The organism is Actinomadura macrotermitis, from assembly GCF_009604375.1.
GTDB classification, from domain to species: domain Bacteria; phylum Actinomycetota; class Actinomycetes; order Streptosporangiales; family Streptosporangiaceae; genus Spirillospora; species Spirillospora macrotermitis.
The window spans coordinates 764,521-780,882 of record NZ_WEGH01000005.1 but is presented as its reverse complement, the minus strand read 5'-3'; the positions used below and the strand labels follow the sequence as shown (position 1 = coordinate 780,882).

The 16,362-nt window shown below is 74.0% G+C and carries 14 protein-coding genes and 2 tRNA genes; 6 read left to right on the top strand and 10 right to left on the bottom strand.

All coding sequences use genetic code 11. The features are described 5' to 3' along the window. Positions 1-320: 320 nt before the first annotated feature. Entirely contained in the window at positions 321-1,757 is a 1,437-nt protein-coding gene (locus tag ACRB68_RS36390; RefSeq protein WP_328595248.1) for a GuaB1 family IMP dehydrogenase-related protein, read from the bottom strand. Positions 1,758-2,384: 627 nt separating this feature from the next. Between ACRB68_RS36390 and ACRB68_RS42295 the strand changes: the two genes are divergently transcribed. Beyond that, a complete protein-coding gene (locus ACRB68_RS42295) occupies positions 2,385-3,296 on the top strand; it encodes an Lrp/AsnC family transcriptional regulator (protein ID WP_328595232.1) in 912 nt (303 codons plus the stop codon). A 20-nt stretch (positions 3,297-3,316) separates the two neighbouring features. Here the strand turns inward: ACRB68_RS42295 and ACRB68_RS36380 are convergent, their stop codons facing one another. The 7 genes from ACRB68_RS36380 to ACRB68_RS36350 all read right to left on the bottom strand — a co-directional run bounded on the left by ACRB68_RS36380 (position 3,317) and on the right by ACRB68_RS36350 (position 10,379). Continuing rightward, positions 3,317-4,918 carry a Na+/H+ antiporter gene (locus ACRB68_RS36380; RefSeq protein ID WP_328595231.1) on the bottom strand — a complete coding sequence of 534 codons (1,602 nt, stop codon included), beginning with the start codon at positions 4,916-4,918 and terminating at the stop codon, positions 3,317-3,319. A gap of 36 nt (positions 4,919-4,954) precedes the next feature. Then, positions 4,955-5,863, bottom strand: a complete 909-nt coding sequence (locus tag ACRB68_RS36375) for a LysR family transcriptional regulator (protein ID WP_153540616.1) — start codon at positions 5,861-5,863, stop codon at positions 4,955-4,957. A 130-nt stretch (positions 5,864-5,993) separates the two neighbouring features. After that, entirely contained in the window at positions 5,994-7,511 is a 1,518-nt protein-coding gene (locus ACRB68_RS36370) for an MFS transporter (RefSeq protein ID WP_153540614.1), read from the bottom strand. Then, entirely contained in the window at positions 7,511-7,774 is a 264-nt protein-coding gene (locus ACRB68_RS36365; RefSeq protein ID WP_153540612.1) for a ubiquitin carboxyl-terminal hydrolase 14, read from the bottom strand. Before ACRB68_RS36365 ends, ACRB68_RS36370 begins: the two co-directional genes overlap by 1 nt. A 32-nt stretch (positions 7,775-7,806) precedes the next feature. Beyond that, positions 7,807-8,841: a GDP-mannose 4,6-dehydratase gene (gene gmd / locus ACRB68_RS36360; protein ID WP_153540974.1), complete on the bottom strand. Its 1,035-nt coding sequence runs from the start codon at positions 8,839-8,841 to the stop codon at positions 7,807-7,809. Positions 8,842-9,050: 209 nt separating this feature from the next. Further along, entirely contained in the window at positions 9,051-9,626 is a 576-nt protein-coding gene (locus ACRB68_RS36355; RefSeq protein WP_328595230.1) for a CGNR zinc finger domain-containing protein, read from the bottom strand. A 180-nt stretch (positions 9,627-9,806) separates the two neighbouring features. Continuing rightward, positions 9,807-10,379 (bottom strand): hypothetical protein, encoded by a 573-nt coding sequence (locus ACRB68_RS36350; protein WP_153540610.1) that lies wholly within the window; start codon positions 10,377-10,379, stop codon positions 9,807-9,809. Positions 10,380-10,672: 293 nt separating this feature from the next. Here ACRB68_RS36350 and ACRB68_RS36345 point away from each other — a divergent pair. Both ACRB68_RS36345 and ACRB68_RS36340 read left to right on the top strand, forming a co-directional pair. After that, a tRNA-Trp gene (locus ACRB68_RS36345) sits at positions 10,673-10,747 on the top strand. Between the two features lie 8 nt (positions 10,748-10,755). After that, positions 10,756-10,826 (top strand) — tRNA-Ala (locus ACRB68_RS36340). A 191-nt stretch (positions 10,827-11,017) separates the two neighbouring features. Here the strand turns inward: ACRB68_RS36340 and ACRB68_RS36335 are convergent. Further along, positions 11,018-12,379 (bottom strand): pyridoxal phosphate-dependent aminotransferase, encoded by a 1,362-nt coding sequence (locus tag ACRB68_RS36335; protein ID WP_153540608.1) that lies wholly within the window; start codon positions 12,377-12,379, stop codon positions 11,018-11,020. 134 nt (positions 12,380-12,513) lie between these two features. Here ACRB68_RS36335 and ACRB68_RS36330 point away from each other — a divergent pair, with 134 nt between their 5' ends. Next, positions 12,514-13,473: a LysR family transcriptional regulator gene (locus ACRB68_RS36330; RefSeq protein WP_153540606.1), complete on the top strand. Its 960-nt coding sequence runs from the start codon at positions 12,514-12,516 to the stop codon at positions 13,471-13,473. On the opposite strand, the gene ACRB68_RS36325 is transcribed toward ACRB68_RS36330, so the two are convergent. Next, positions 13,464-13,940: an SCP2 sterol-binding domain-containing protein gene (locus ACRB68_RS36325; RefSeq protein WP_153540604.1), complete on the bottom strand. Its 477-nt coding sequence runs from the start codon at positions 13,938-13,940 to the stop codon at positions 13,464-13,466. The two genes, ACRB68_RS36330 and ACRB68_RS36325, sit on opposite strands and share 10 nt — an antisense overlap. 291 nt (positions 13,941-14,231) lie before the next feature. On the opposite strand from ACRB68_RS36325, the gene ACRB68_RS36320 reads away from it, so the two are divergent. Beyond that, positions 14,232-14,921: a VC0807 family protein gene (locus ACRB68_RS36320; protein WP_153540602.1), complete on the top strand. Its 690-nt coding sequence runs from the start codon at positions 14,232-14,234 to the stop codon at positions 14,919-14,921. A gap of 85 nt (positions 14,922-15,006) precedes the next feature. Next, positions 15,007-16,251 carry a L,D-transpeptidase gene (locus ACRB68_RS36315; RefSeq protein ID WP_328595229.1) on the top strand — a complete coding sequence of 415 codons (1,245 nt, stop codon included), beginning with the start codon at positions 15,007-15,009 and terminating at the stop codon, positions 16,249-16,251. The last annotated feature ends 111 nt before the right edge of the window (positions 16,252-16,362 follow it).

Genomic DNA, 16,362 nt, shown 5'->3' with positions numbered 1-16,362 from the left:
CCGATCCCCAAGCACGGTCGTTTCAGGCCCAGGCCTACATTATGGACGCGCCTAACCGGGCAAAGGTTGCGGTGCCGACCGACCGAATGCGGGCTGTGGTTGAGACCAGGTGCAGCTGTTGTCCAGGTGGTGCGGCCTCGTCCGGAGGCGGGGCCCGGCTCGCGCCGGGCCGTCCCCGTGGCCGGTCCTCGCCCGCGCCGGCTGGGCGCCCGCGCGGGAGATTCCCGCATTCTTCCCTTCCCCGGCAGCGTGATCAAGTGCGCGGCGGACCGGATCCCGGCGCCGGGGATGGGGAAAACTTGGCGGACCGGCCGCCCGCGTCACCAGCTGCTGGACAGCGGCATGCCCTCGGCGTACCCGGCCGAGCCCTGGACCCCGACGGTGGCGCGCTCGTGGAACTCCTCCAGCGAGCGGGCGCCGGCGTAGGTGCACGAGCTGCGCAGCCCCGCCACGATCGAGTCGACCAGGTCCTCCACGCCGGGGCGCTGAGGGTCCAGGAACATCCGCGAGGTGGAGATGCCCTCCTCGAACAGGGCCTTGCGGGCCCGGTCGAAGGGGGAGTCCTCGGCGGTGCGCAGCCGCACCGCGCGCGCCGAGGCCATGCCGAAGCTCTCCTTGTACAGCCGGCCGTCGGCGGCCCGCTGCAGGTCGCCGGGCGACTCGTAGGTGCCGGCGAACCAGGAGCCCACCATCACGTTGGCGGCGCCCGCGGCGAGGGCGAGCGCCACGTCGCGCGGGTGGCGCACCCCGCCGTCGGCCCACACGTGCCGGCCGAGGCGGCGCGCCTCGGCCGCGCACTCCAGCACCGCCGAGAACTGCGGCCGGCCGACGCCGGTCATCATCCGGGTGGTGCACATCGCGCCCGGGCCGACGCCCACCTTGACGATGTCGGCGCCCGCCTCGATCAGGTCCCGGGTGCCCTCGGCGGTGACCACGTTGCCCGCCACCACCGGCACCCGCGGGTCCAGCGCGCGCACCGCGGCCAGCGCGCTGATCATCTTCTCCTGGTGGCCGTGCGCGGTGTCGACCACCAGCAGGTCGGCGCCCGCGTCCAGCAGCGCCTTCGCCTTGCCGGCCACGTCGCCGTTCACCCCGACCGCCGCGGCGATCCGCAGCCGCCCCGAGGCGTCCACGGCCGGCTGGTACAGGGTCGCGCGCAGCGCGCCGGTGCGGGTGAGGACGCCGGTCAGCCGGCTCTCGCCGTCCACCACCGGGGCGAGCCGGTGGCCGCGCTCGTGCAGCCGGTTGAACGCCTCGCGCGGGTCGACCCCGGCGGGCAGCGTCACCAGGTCGCGGGACATGATGTCGCGCAGCTGGGCGAACCGGTCCACGCCCTGGCAGTCGGCCTCGGTGACCACGCCGACCGGCCGGTCGTCCTCGACCACCACGACCGCGCCGTGGGCGCGCTTCGGCAGCAGCGCGAGCGCCTCGCCCGCGGTCGAGGCCGGGTCCAGGGTGATCGGGGTGTCCACGACCAGGTCGCGGCCCTTCACCCAGCCGATGACGTCGGCGACCACGTCGGCCGGGATGTCCTGCGGGATCACCGCGATGCCGCCGCGGCGCGCGACGGTCTCGGCCATCCGGCGGCCCGACACCGCGGTCATGTTGGCGACCACCAGCGGGATCGTCGTCCCGCTGCCGTCGACCGTGGACAGGTCGACCTCGAGCCGGGACCCGACCGACGAGCGGCGGGGGACCATGAAGACGTCGTTGTAGGTGAGGTCGTGAGCGGAATGCTCGCCGTTCAGCAGGTGCACGCTGTTCAACACACCAATCGCGGATCAAAGTGGCTGGGCCACCGTACATTGTGATCCATACCCGCAGGTGCCTGGACCAAAGCACCGCCGCGCCCCCTGCGGGCCGCGCCCCGGGCCCCCGCCGGCACGCCGCCGGCCCGCCCGTGCCCGGCGGTTGTGTAATCGAGGGCAACGTGAGGTTTAGTGCTCTGTAAAGTTACCTCTTGACGTTCCTGCGCCCCCGATGCACTTTTCTTACATGTGCCTCGGTGGCCGGAGGATCCACCGCAGGAGCTACACAGCAGAACACCGGGAGCAGCGCATGCAGGTCACCCCCGCAGTGCCGATGCCCCATGCCCGTCTTCGGGTCCCGCCGCCCGGCCGTAGTGATCAGCAACACCCCGGCCGGTACCGCTCCGTGACCGAGGCCGGGCCACCGTGCCGCGCCGGCCCGTCCGCGTTGCGCTCCTGTACCGCTTTACCCGGCCTTGAAATCGTCGCTCCGCAGGCCGGACACCGACGCTTCGTTCGCGCCGGACCGTGCGGAACACGAGCAGGATCAATATTTGACGGGATACCGCCCGGAAATGGAATGATCTTGCAGTTGCCGACAAAACGATCACCCATTGCATGTCGAGGAGGAGAGCCGTGCTGGATGCGGTCGACGCCGTGCTAGTCCGCGAGCTCCAGCGGGACGGCAGGGCGACCTTCCAGGCGCTGGCCGACCGCGTAGGGCTCTCCCGCACCGCCGTGCGGGCCCGTGTGCAGAACCTTCTCGAGACCCGGGTCGTCCGCGTGGTCGGCATCGTGCACGCCGCCGTCGTCGGCGCCGAGGCGGTCGGGCACGTGTCGGTCACCGTGGACGGTTCGGCCCGCAAGGCCGCCGAGGCCGTCGCGCAGCGGCCCGCGGTCAGCTTCACCGCCCTCACCGCCGGCCACTGCGACCTGGTGGCCCAGATCCGCACCCGCGACGACACCGCCCTGGCCGCCGAGGTCGACCACATCCGCTCGGTCCCGGGCGTGCGCGCCGCCGAGGTGTTCCGCTCGGTGGCGACCGTGCGCGACGGCCACGCGGTGGTCCGCGACCTCGGCGACGTCGCCCTCGACGACATCGACTGGCGGCTGCTGCAGGAACTGCAGCGCGACGGCCGCGCCCCCTACACCCGCCTGGCCGGCATCATCGGCCTGTCGCAGGCCGCCACCCGTGCCCGGGTGGTGCGGCTGATGCGCACGGGCGTCATCCAGGTCACCGGCCTGGCCGACCCCCTGGCGCTCGGCGCCGCCGAGCTCGGCGGCTTCGGGCTTGTGGTGTCGGGCGGGCTGCGCCGGGTCGCCGAGGCCGTCGCGCGCCAGGAGGGCGTGCGCTACCTGGCCACCGGGTTCGGCCGCTACGACATCGTCGGGCAGGCCGAGGCGGCCTCCCGGGCCGAGCTGGTCGGCGTGCTGGACGCGATCCGCGCGGTGCCCGGCGCGACCGTCCGCGGGTCCTGGCACCACCTGGACGTGGTCAAGGAGTCCTACGCGGTGGAGCTGCCCGACAAGCCGCCGAACGGAGGCTGAGGGCGGGCCGGGCCGCCGGATCAGTCGCGGGCGAGCGAGACCTCCTCCAGGTCCAGCTCGTGCAGGACCCGGTCCAGCACCTCGTCGTCGATCCGGCGCTCGTCGCGCATCCGCACGAACGCCGCCCGCTCGGCCGCCAGCATCTCGCGGCGCAGCCGCCGGTAGGACGCGCTCGGCACCTCCTCGCCCGCCGGGCCGGTGCCGCCGCCGAGCCGTTCCCAGGCCCGCAGCTGGCGGTGCTCGGCCAGGCTGCGCAGCCGCTCGACGACGTCGGGGTCCACCGGCTCGGTGCCCTCGGCGGTGAGCTCGGCGAGCCGCGCCAGGGCCGCGTTGGCCGCCGCGTGCTGCGCGCCGGCCTCGGCCACGGTGTCGTGGTAGCGCTCGCGGTCGCCGGCGATGCCGAGGCGGCGGATCAGCGCCGGGAACGTCAGCCCCTGCACCAGCAGCGTCGCCAGCACCGTGGTGAAGGTCAGGAACAGCACCAGGTCGCGGCCGGGGAAGGGGGCGCCGGCCGAGGTGACGAACGGGATCGCGAACGCGGCGGCGAGCGACACCACCCCGCGCATCCCGGCCCAGCTGACCACCACCCGCTCGCGCCAGTCCAGGCCGGCCGCCCGCTCGCGCGCCCGCGCCGACCACAGCGGCAGCAGCGAGGAGGGGAAGACCCACAGGAACCGGGCGGCGACGGTGACCGCGAAGACGGCCAGCGCCCACCAGGCGAGGCTGCCCCAGCCGCGCCCGGACAGCCCGTTCACGACCGGGGGCAGCTGCAGGCCGATCAGCAGGAACACCACGGTCTCCAGCACGAAGACCACGACCTTCCAGAAGGAGTGGCCGATCAGCCGGGTCACCGCGGGCGACTCGGTGAACCGGTGCCCCAGGTACAGCCCGCTGATCACCACCGCGATCACGCCGGAGGCGTGCACCGACTCGGCGAGCAGGTAGGCGGCGAACGGCGCGACCAGCATCACCGCGTTCTCCACCAGCGGGTCGTCCAGCCGGGTGCGCAGCCAGTGCAGCGGCGGGCCGAGCAGCAGCCCGATCGCGGCGCCGGCGGCCGCGGCGAACAGGAACCGGCCGAGGCCCTCGGCGAAGGTGAACCCGGCGCCGACCGCCGCGGCGAGCGCCACCCGGAACGCCGTCAGCGCGGTCGCGTCGTTGAACAGGCTCTCGCCGATCAGGATCGTCACCACCCGGCGCGGCAGCCCGAGCCGCTGCGCGACGCTCACCGCCGCCACCGCGTCCGGCGGCGCCACGATCGCGCCGAGCACGAGCGCGGCGGGCAGCGGCAGGTCGGGGACCAGCAGGTAGGCCGCGTAGCCGACCAGCAGCGTGGTGAACAGCACCAGCCCGATCGACAGCAGCCCGATCGAGCGGACGTTCTCGCGCATGTTGTAGTACGAGCTCTGCCAGGCCGCCGAGAACAGCAGCGGCGGCAGGAAGACGTACAGCACGAGCTCGGGGTCGAGCTCGAACTCCGGCAGCCCGGGGACGAACGAGATGAGCAGCCCGGCGATGACGAGCGCGAGCGGCGCGGGCGCGCCGAACCGCCGGGCCAGGCCGGCCACCGCCAGCGCGCTCACCGGTACCGCCAGCAGCCAGAGTGCGTGTGTCGCGTCCACGCGCCAGATCATGGCATGCGCGGCCGGCGGATGCCGTCAGTGGTGCTCGCGCTGCGCCGGGCGGGCGTGCTGGTCGCGCGCCTCGCGCGCGGTCTCCTTGGCGAACGCCAGGAAGTCGCGGGCGACCGGCGGCAGCTGCCGGTGCGCGTGCACCAGCCCGATCATCCGGGTGATCGGCGGCATGAACGAGCGGACCGCCAGTCCCTCGGCGCCGTCCACCTGGTTGCGGTACCACAGCAGCGAGCCCATCCCGGCACGCACCCAGCCGAGCCAGGACCCGCGCTCGTCGGACTCCACCGCGGCGACCGGGGTGGCGCCGATCCGCGCCAGCAGCGCGTCGATCTCGGCGCGCCGGGCGCTGCCGCGCGCGGGCAGCACCAGGCGCATGCCGTCCAGGGCGGCCGGCGGGACCGGTTCGCGCAGCCGCACCGACGGCGGGGAGATCAGCACCACCTCGCGCTGCTCGAACGGGTGCGCGGCCAGGTCGCCGGGGACCGGCAGGTCGGTGAGCGCCAGGTCGGCGCGGCCCGCGCGCAGCGCGGCGGCGACCGCGTCCCGGCCGTCGCAGCGCACCACCCGGACCCGCACCGCCTGCTGGTCGCGGGCGAAGCGCGGGATGAGCCGGCCGGTCAGCTCCGGCTCCAGCGAGGAGGTGGTGGCGATGCGCAGCTCGGCGCCGCGGCCGCCGGTGCGCGCGGCCGACAGCCCCTCGATCGCCTCGACGGCGTCCAGCGCCACCCGGGCCTGCCGCACCACCTGCTCGCCGGCGGCGGTGAGCTCCACGCCGCGCCCCGAGCGGGCGAACAGCTCCACGCCCAGCTCCCGCTCCAGCTCGCGGACCGCCCGCGACAGGGCGGGCTGGGCCACATAGAGCGCCTGAGCCGCCGACGTCATCGTGCCGTGGTCGGCGGTCGCCACGACGTAGCGCAGCTGCCGCAGATTCATGCCCTGACCGTATGACAACGAACCGATCCGGTCTTGGACATAGCCGGATTCGGGCCCGGGATTTGCCGGGAAGCCAGGACAAGCCCGGCGAAGCAGACAGAGGCGGCCGCCTGACCCGGGCCGGCCCGGGTCAGGCGCGGCCGGCCCGGTGCTCGGGCTCCAGCGGCGGGGAGGCCAGGGAGCAGTGCGCGCGGCACTGCGGCTCGCGCTCGGACGGCGCGGCCTTCAGCACGTCGTCGCGGACGGTGAGCAGGGTGAGCGCCGCCCCGGCCGCGAGCAGCGCCGCGCAGACCGTCATCGCCGTCTGGAACCCGTCGGCGAACGCCGCCGGCCGCCGGAACGCCTCGCCGGTCAGCCCGGCGAGCGGCGGGATCGCCGCCACCCCGAACAGCCCGGCGGCGCGCGCCACCGCGTTGTTGACGCCGCTGGCCACGCCCGCGTGCCGCTCGTCCGCGCTCGCCAGCACGGTCGCGGTCAGCGGCGCCACCATCGCCGACAGGCCGAGGCCGAACACCACCGCGGCGGGCAGCACGTCGCGCAGGTAGGAGGCGTGCTCGCCGGCCCGGCCCGCCAGCAGCATCCCGCACGCCGCGACCACCAGCCCGGCGGCCATCGGGCGCCGCGGCCCGATCCGCTGGGCGAGGGCGCCCGCGCGCGGGGACAGCAGCAGCATCAGCGCCGTCACCGGCAGCAGCGCGGCGCCCGCCGCGATCGGCGAGAACCCCGACACCACCTGCAGATCCAGCACGAACAGGAAGAACAGCACGCTCATCCCGCCGTAGACCACGAAGGTGACGAGGTTGACCGCGGTGAACTGCCGCGACGCGAAGACCGTGAGCGGCAGCATGGGCTGCGGCGTGGTGCTCCCGGGCCGCGCCGAGGCCCGGCCCCGCCGGCGTTCGACGACGACGAAGACCACCGCCGCCGCGACGCCGAGCACGGCCGCCCCGAGCACCGCCGGGGCGGCCGCGCCCCGCTCGGGCGCCTCGGTGAGCGCGTAGGTGGTGCCGGCGAGCGCGAGCGCGGCCAGCGCCGCGCCCGCCACGTCGAACCGGCCGCGCGCGTCCGGGTCCACGCTCTCGGGGACGTGCCGCACCGCGACCAGCACCACGACCGCGGCGAGCGGCAGGTTCAGCAGGAACACCCAGCGCCAGCCCGCCGCCTGCACCAGCCAGCCGCCCGCGAACGGGCCGACCGCGCCCGCCACGCCGCCGAGCCCCGACCAGGCGCCGACGGCGCGCGGCCGGTCGTCGCGGGCGAAGGAGGCCTGGATGATGGCGAGCGAGCCCGGCGTGAGCAGCGCCCCGCCGACGCCCTGCAGGGCGCGGGCGGCGACCAGCATCGGCACGTTCTGCGCCACCCCGCACAGCAGCGAGGCCGCCGCGAACCACACCACCCCGACCAGGAACACCCGGCGCCGCCCGTAGCGGTCGCCGAGCGACCCGCCGAGCAGGATGAAGCCGGCGAGGGTGAGGGTGTAGGCGTTCACCGTCCACTGCAGGTCCGCCATCGAGGCGCCGAGGTCGCGGGCGAGCCGCGGCAGCGCCACGTTCACCACGGTGGAGTCGAGCATCGCCACGCTCGACCCGAGGACCGTGGCGAGCAGGATCCAGCGCCCCTCAGGGGTGGAGAGCCGGACCTGCGGCATCAGACGATCAGTTCGTCGGCGAAGCACCAGCGCCAGTCCTCGCCCGGCTCGAACGAGCGGACGATCGGGTGCCCCTCACCGTGGAAGTGCTTGGTCGCGTGCCGCTGCGGCGAGGAGTCGCAGCAGCCGACGTGCCCGCAGGTCAGGCAGAGGCGCAGGTGCACCCAGCGGGTGCCCTCCGCCAGGCACTCCTGGCATCCCTGCGGGGTGACCGGCTCCGGCGGGACGGCGGGCAGGTCCTTGAGGTGTTCACAGCTGGCCATGCCGCCATCGTCGCACGGCGAAGATCAACTCGTCACCAGTGGTCCGGGCTGAACGGCTCGTCCTCGGGCCGCGCCGAGTCGCCGAGCAGCCTCAGGTCGGACTCGACCATCATGGTGACCAGCTGCTCGAAGGACACCTGCGGCTCCCAGCCGAGCTCCTCGCGGGCCTTCTTGGGGTCGGCGCAGAGCAGGTCCACCTCGGCGGGCCGGGTGTAGCGGTCGTCGAGCACCACGTGGTCCTGCCAGTTCAGGCCCGCGCTGGTGAACGCGAAGTCCACCAGGTCGCGCACCGACTGGATCTTGCCGGTGCCGATCACGTAGTCCTCGGGCCGCTCCTGCTCCAGCATCAGCTGCATGGCGCGCGCGTAGTCGCCGGCGAAGCCCCAGTCGCGGCGCGCCTCCAGGTTGCCGAGGCGCAGCTCGGTGGCCAGGCCCAGCTTGATCCGGGCGGCGCCGAGGGTGACCTTGCGGGTGACGAACTCCGCGCCCCGGCGCGGCGACTCGTGGTTGAACAGGATCCCGCTGACCGCGAACATCCCGTAGGACTCGCGGTAGTTCTGGGTGATGTAGTGCCCGTAGGTCTTGGCGACGCCGTACGGGCTGCGCGGGTGGAAGGGCGTCCGCTCGTTCTGCGGGGTCTCGCGGACCATGCCGAACATCTCCGACGAGGACGCCTGGTAGAAGCGGATCTGCTCGCGGCCCGGGGTGCGCGAGGGGCTGATGCCCGACACCACCCGGATCGCCTCCAGCATCCGCAGCACGCCCATGCCGGTGACCTCGGCGGTCAGCTCGGCCTGCTGCCACGACATCGGCACGTAGGAGATCGCGCCGAGGTTGTAGACCTCGTCGGGCTGGACGCGCTCGACCGCCGAGATCAGGCTGCCCTGGTCCAGCAGGTCGCCGGTGGTGATCTGGACGTCGCCGATGTGCTTGCGCAGCCGCGCCACGTGCGGGTTGGCCTGACCGCGTACCAGGCCCCAGACCTCATACCCTCGCTCGAGCAGTTGCTCGGCGAGGTACGAGCCGTCCTGCCCGGTGATGCCGGTGATGAGTGCTCGCCTGGACAGCGGATCCTCCTGGCTGAAGTGGGTCGGGCACCGAACCTGTCGCGGACGAATTCCACAACCGGTGTGAAACATGAGGTTAGCGACCCCGGCGGGGTGCTGACGAGCGAGGGCGGCGTTTGAACCGAATTTGCTTCGACTTCACCCGCGCGGGCGGGTCGTGCGAGGTCGGCGGGGTGACGGCCGCCCGGGCCCGGCGGGAGCCGGGCAGCTCAGCCGGGGACCGGCCCGCCGGGCGCCGCCTCGCGCCGCCGCGCCCGGTAGGCGGCGACGTGCATGCGGTTCCCGCAGGTCCGGCTGTCGCAGTAGCGGCGGCACCGGTTGCGCGACAGGTCGACCAGCACCCGCGCGCAGTCGGGCGCCTCGCAGGTGCGCAGCCGGTCCAGCTCGCCCGCGGCCACCACGTAGGCGAGCGCCATCCCGCAGTCGGCCGCCAGGTGCTCGCCCATCGGCGCGCCCGGCGCGAAGAAGTGCACGTGCCAGTCGTAGCCGTCGTGGTCGGTCAGGTGCGGCGTGGTGCGGATCTCGGCGATGATGTCGTTGACGAGCCGGACCGCGTCCGGCACGTCCGGCGCCTGGAACACCGCGTGGAAGCGCGCCCGCAGGTCCCGCACCCGCTCCAGGTCGCGCCCGGTGAGCTCGCCCACGTCGCTGAACCGGTTGCGGGCCACGAAGGCGCGCAGCCCGGCCAGGTCGCCCAGGTGCTCGGCCCCGGCCGCCGCGGGCGCGGTGTTGATCAGGTCGACGACCGTGGCGAGCGCGTGCTCGGCGTCATGAGTGAAGATCACGAGGACTCCAGTCTCGGGGACCCGGCGGGGGCGCGTCCGCGCCCACCCTACGCGCGGACAGTGATCGGCACCGCACGCCCCGCCGTGGCCGGGCGGGCCCCCGCCCGCCGCAAGATCGGTCTCATCGCCCCCGTGACGGCCCCCTGGCGGTCACCCGGTGGTGACCGCCGGCCCCGCGCCTCAGCGGGTGTAGTGCGGGTCGGCCACGACCGGGTAGAAGGCGCCCTCGTGCTGGACCCGCATGGTGATGGTCTGCCCCTCCAGGGCGTAGTCGGCCTTCACCGGGCGGAACATCGAGTCGCTCGCCCACGGGTTGTACAGCCGCCCGACGGTCGCGCCGTAGCGCAGGTGCACCACGTCGTAGCCCCCCGACGGCATGGCCTCCAGGGCGAGGCCGTCGACCAGCGAGACCGGGAAGCGGAACTCCTGCGGCGCGTCCGGGCCGTGGATCACCGTCAGCAGCCGGATGCCGTTCGCGGTGGTCTGCGCCACGATGTCGGTGTCCACGTCGACGCCCACGTACACCCGCAGGCTCGGCCGCAGCACCTGGCCGACGGTGTCGGCCGCGGTCACGTCGATGCCGAAGTGGATGCGCTGGCCGTCCTTGGTGGGCACCCAGACGCCGTCGCGCGCCCGCTGCCCCCAGGAGACGTCGGGGTTCTCCATCTCCTGGGGCTCGTTCTTGCCCCGGGCGACGAGTACCCGGGACGCGGCGTTCATCGCCGCGGCAGCCCCGTCCCGTGCGTGCCTCATGGCGGGCCCCCGCCTTCCTGTCTCATCACTTCCGTGACATCACACTGATCTGGGTTTACCACGGGGAAGCGTGACACGACCGGCCTTGGCCCGCACTCGAGTGCTATGTGGCATTCGCCCCGTGCGCCGTTGGACCTTACACCACCCATATCGGTTCCCGGGTCCGCCGGGCGGGCCCGTCCGGACCCGCCGGTCCGGCGTCCGACCTGTGCTTCCGCCGCGGCGGGAAAACCCATTGCGGCGGATCATGAACCGCCGCATCATTGACGACATCGAAGAGAAGGAAAGCGCGAAGGGATGAGCCACCGGTTAGGCGGCCGGTCTCCAAAACCGGCGAAAAGTAGGTTCGACTCCTACCGTCCCTGCCAAGAGCAATGGGCTTGTGGTGTAACGGAAGCACACCTCCCTCGCACGGAGGCGATCGGGGTTCGACTCCCCGCTGGTCCACCTGGCGGCCTTCCTTGTCCCGCGCGGCCGCGCGGGACAAGGAAGGCCGCGGTGCTTTTCGGAACGGCCCGGGGCCGGGCGGCCGCCCCGATGAATGCGCGGGACGCCCGGTAATCGCAGCGCCCCGTCACGGTGGCCCCGTGGTCACTTCGCAAGGGCGCGAGGTGATCATGAGGCCACCGCTTTCGGGCTCAGCGGGCCGCCGTCGCGCCGGCGGCGGCGTGGCCGGATGCGGACTCGGCCGCCGTGCCGGACAACCCGGACAGCACCTCCGAGAGCCGGTCCAGCGACGCGGCGATCCACGGCAGCGACGCCGGGTCGGGATGGGCGAGCGCCGCCAGCCGCTGCGCGTCGTCCTCCCCGTACAGCAGGCTCGGGGCCACCCGCATCCGCAGCGCGGCCGGGTCGTCGCCGAACGCGCTGCCCGGCAGCACGCCGACGCCGTAGCGCTCCAGCAGCAGGCCGGTGAGGTCGGCGCCGGTGCGCACGCCGTGCTCGCGGAACAGGCGCCCGCGCATCGGCTCCAGGTCCGGGTACACGTAGAAGGCCGCCTCGGGCCGCCGCACCAGCGCCCCGGCGGCGGCGAAGCGGTCGGCGACCGCGCCGGCGACGGCGGCGTGCAGCCGGCGGCTGCGGTCCACGTGCGCGACCAGTTCGGGCGGCTCGGCGAACGCGAACGCCGCCGCGTGCTGGACCGGCGCCGGCGGGCTGGACCAGATCTCGCTGGCGATGCCGAGCAGCGCGTCGCGCAGCGCCCCGCCGAACGGCCCCTCGGGCAGCCGCGCCACCCCGAGCCGCCAGCCGCCCGCCGCGAGGCTCTTGCTGAGCGCGGTCGTCACGACCGTCCGCTCGGGCGCGTACCGGGCCGGGCTCGGCACCGTGCGGTCCGGGTCGTGCACCAGGTCGCGGTAGATCTCGTCGGCGACGACGACCAGGTCGAGCTCGCGGGCGACCTCGCACACCCCGCGCACCGCCTCCGCCGAGGCCAGCGTGCCGGTCGGGTTGTCGGGCAGCGTGAGCACGACCGCGCGGACCTCGCGGCCCTGCGCGCGGGCCTGCCGCACCGCCTCGGCCAGCGCCGCGGGCGCGGGCACGCCGCCCTCGCCGGCCGGGGTCGGCACCCCGATCGGCCGGGCGCCGGCGAGCGCGGCCTGCGCGGCGTAGGAGACCCAGCTCGGCGCCGGGACGGCCACGTCCCCGCCGAGCGCCATCAGCAGCGCGAACAGCAGCGGCTTGCTGCCCGGCCCGGCGACGACGAGGCCGGGGTCGGTGGGCAGCCCGCGGCGGCCCCAGTAGCCGGCGGCGGCGGCGCGCAGCGCGGGCGATCCCGCGACCGGCCCGTAGGAGCCCCGGTCCGCGGCCGCCGCCAGCTCGCGGACCAGGGCCGGATGTATGGGGACGCCGGCCTCTCCGAAACCGAGGGGCAGCACCCGCGTGCCCGCGCGGCGCTTGCGCGCGATGGCCTCGTTGACGGCGAGCGTCGGCGACAGCGGCACCGGTCGCAGACCGGCGGCCGGAAGCCGGACGGAGAAGGACGGGTTTCGGGCGTACATGAAGGCTCCCGTGCGTCGAGATGGCTGGGTGGAAAGCCCCAGTTCAGTGGGCCTGGTGTGGATAGTCCCCATGGTTTCGCCCGGCTAGCATCAGCACAAGCGAGTCTCGATGATGCTGACCGTAAGGAAACGCGATGCTTGATCTGCGCCGGCTGCGCCTGCTGGCCGAGTTCGCCCGCCGCGGCAGCATCGCCGCGACCGCGGCGGCCCTCGGCTACACCCCGTCGGCGGTCTCCCAGCAGCTGGCCACGCTGGAGCGCGAGGCGCGCGTCCCGCTGCTGGACCGCACCGCGCGCAGCGCCGAGCTCACCGACGCCGGGCGCCGGCTGGCCGGGCGCGCCGAGGAGATCCTCACGCTCGTGGAGGCGGCGGAGGCGGAGCTGTCGGCGCAGGCCGGCCTGCCCATGGGGCGGGTGGTGGTGACCGCGTTCCCGACCGCCGCGGTGGCGTTCGCGCCGGCGCTCGCGCACGGCCTGGCCGACCATCCCGGGCTCGCCTTCGTGCTGCGCCAGAGCAGCCCCGAGGACGGGATGCGCCAGGTGCGCGGCGGCGAGGCCGACATCGCCCTGGTGGACGACTGGACGGGCAAGCTGCCCGAGCAGGCCCCCGCCGCGCTGGAGTTCTTCCGGCTGCGCCGCGACCCGCTGCTGCTGGTGGTGCCGGCCGGGCACCCGCTGGCCGACCCGGACCGGCCGGTGGACCTGCAGGAGCTGCGCGAGGAGCCGTGGATGGCCGCGCCGCCGGGGGAGCCCTCGCGGCAGGCGGTGGAGCGGCTCCTGGACACCGTCGGCGGCGCGCGCCCGGTGCCGTGGGAGTTCGAGGGCCTGCACACGATCCTCGGCCTGGTGTCGCGGGGGATCGGCGTCACCGCCGTCCCGGCGCTCGCCCTCGCCGCGGGGGAGCGGGACGTGGTGGTGCGCAGCATCCCCGGCTGCGCGCTCGCCCGCGAGGTGTACGCGGTGACGCGGGCCGCGAGCGTGCGGCGCCCGTCGGTGGCGGCGACGCTGCGGGCCCTGTACGCGGCGGCGCAGGCGGTCCGGCTCCCCGACGGCCTGGAGGTGGACGGGGAGCCGGGCGGCACCGGTCAGGAGTAGTCGAACCAGCCCTGCATCTTGGCGGCGAACATCATGTCGCCGGAGACCTTGATCTTGCCGGTCATCACCGCGGTGACGCCGTTCAGCTCGCCCGCGCACAGCTTCAGCAGGTTCGGCAGCGTCATGCCGAGGGTGACCTTGGCCCGCCCGGGGGCGCCCCGGCCGCCCTCGGCGCGGCCGTCGGCGATCACCAGGTGGTAGGTGCGCGGCCCGTCCGGCGTGGCGATGTCCCACTGGACGGCGCCGTGGCCCCGGCCGGCCTTGGCGGGCGCGAAGCGGGTGCCCATCAGGGAGAAGACGCGGTCCAGCACCGCGTCGACGCCGGCCTCCCGGGCGAACTCCTCGACGACCCCGTCGTCCACGCCGGGCGCCTTCAGCAGCGCGCGCAGCTCGTCCGGCGTGCCGACCTGCCCGATCATGTCCCCGAGCCCGCCGGCGCCGGCTTCGGGGGGTTCCTGCTCGACCATCGCGTCTCCTCGCCCGGACGTTCCGTGCCCGTACTGTTCAACACAATGTCCAATAAGGTCAAGGGCCGGCCGCCGGGGACGTGGGTGGCCGCATACGGCCACCGGCGGCGCCCCGCGGAGACGGCGCGCCCACCAGGGACCGGGCGGAAACCGGACCGGCGGGAGCGAATCCTGACGTACCGTTGGCCGGGTCGTGACCTTTTCCCGGGGGCCGGGCCGCGTCGTAACAAGGACCGGCCCGACCCGGCGATCCGAAGACACCAGGCCCGAGACAGGGGAGTACCACCCTCGATGGACCGAGCGGCGACCACGCCCACCCAGCCGCGCCCGCCGGGCGCGGGCCACCACGCGTTCGAGCTGCCGCGCCTCACCGCCATGCTCCGGCACGCGCTGCCCAGGTTCGTGGAGGGGGTGATCGCCCCCGTCGCGGTCTTCTACGCCGCGTTCGCGCTGCTCGGCCTGAACGGCGCGCTGATCGCCGCGGTGGCCTGGGTGTACGGCGGCATCGGGTGGCGCTACGCGCGCGGGCACGGCGTCCCGGCGATGCTGCTGCTCGCCGCCGTCGGCGTCACCGTCCGCGCGGTGCTGGCCGCGGTCACCCACAGCGCCGTCGTCTACTTCCTGCAGCCGACCCTCGGCACGCTGATGGTGGCGGTGACCTTCCTGGCCTCGGTGCCGCTCGGCCGCCCGCTCGCGCAGAAGGTCGCCACGGACATGGTCCCGATGCCCGAGGCGTTCCTGCGCCACGACCGGGTCCGCCGGTTCTTCCTGCGCATCTCGCTGCTGTGGTCGCTGGTGTTCTTCGTCAACGCCGTGCTCAGCCTGTGGATGCTGTTCAACGAGTCGATCGGCGTGTACCTGTGGGTGCGCACCGGCCTGGTCGCCGCGCTCGGCGCCGCCGCCGTCGGGGTCTCGGTCTGGGGTTTCCGGCGCTGCCTGCACCACGTCAACGGCGAGCCGGCCGCGGTTCCCGTCCGCTGACGCGAACTTTCCGGCCGTTCGGCACGTCTTCTGATCTCAGATAGATTCACTCGACACGGGGTGAATAAGGGAATTTGGAGACTTAGTGGCTAGTAAGGGGCGTTTCGGACTGGCGGCGGCCGGCGGGGCCGGTGCGGTCATGGTGCTGGCGGCCGGATGCACCGGCGCCGGCGGCGGCAAGGGCGAGCTGGCCGGGGACAAGTCGGCGGCCATCACGATCTCGCCGGCCAACGGCGCGGCCGCGGTCAAGCCCGACGGCACCATCGAGGTCAAGGCCTCCTCCGGCACGCTGGAGAACGTGTCGGTCCAGGGCAAGGGCGCCACGATCGGCGGGCAGCTGTCGGGCGACCGCAAGACCTGGCGCTCGAACCGGACGCTGACCCCCGGCACCTCCTACACCGTCACCGCGCAGGGCCGCGGGGGCGGCAAGACCAGCACGGTGACCAGCACCTTCAGCACGCTGAAGCCGGCCAAGACGCTGTCGATCGCCGACGTCACGCCGAACCTGCCGGGCGAGAAGGTCGGCGTCGGCATGCCGTTCATCGTGCGCTTCAACCGGCCGGTGACCGACAAGGCGGCGGTGGAGAAGGCGCTGCAGGTCACCCCGGAGAAGCCGGTCGAGGGCGCGTGGCGCTGGGTCGGGTCCGACCAGGTGATCTACCGCACCAAGACGTACTGGCAGCCGCACCAGAAGGTGCTCCTGAACGCCAACCTCGCCGGCGTGAACGCGGGCGGCGGCGTGTACGGCGCCAAGGACGTCCAGGAGACGATGAACATCGGTGACGAGCAGATCACCACCGGTGACATCAGCGACCACCACATGACGGTCCGCCGCAACGGCAGGAAGCTGCGCACGATCCCCTTCAGCGCCGGCAACGGGCAGACCCGGGAGTTCACCACCACCAGCGGCATTCACCTGCTGATGGAGAAGGGCAACCCGGTCACCATGGTCTCGCCCGGCCGCAAGGAGGGCGACCCCGGCTACTACAAGACCGTGGTGAACCACGCGGTGCGCATCTCCAACAGCGGCGAGTACACCCACTCGGCGCCCTGGTCGGTCGGCTCGCAGGGCTCGGACAACGTCAGCCACGGCTGCCTGAACCTCAGCCCGGCCAACGCCCGCTGGTACTACGACATCATGCAGCGCGGTGATGTGATCAAGCTCACCGGCAGCAGCCGCGAGCTGGAGTGGGACAACGGCTGGGGCATGTGGCAGCTGCCCTGGAACAAGTGGAAGAAGGGCAGCGCCCTCACCGGCGCGGACGCCGGCACCGGGGCGACCGCGTCGCCCGGGACCGGCACCGACGCCGGCGCCACTCCCGGCAACTGACCCCGGCGCGAGGGCCGGCACCCCCTGCTCAGGGGGTGCCGGCCCTCGCGGCGTGAGCGGCCGGGGAGACAACACTTTGATCTCGGAAACCTGGCTTCCTACCCGGTTGTG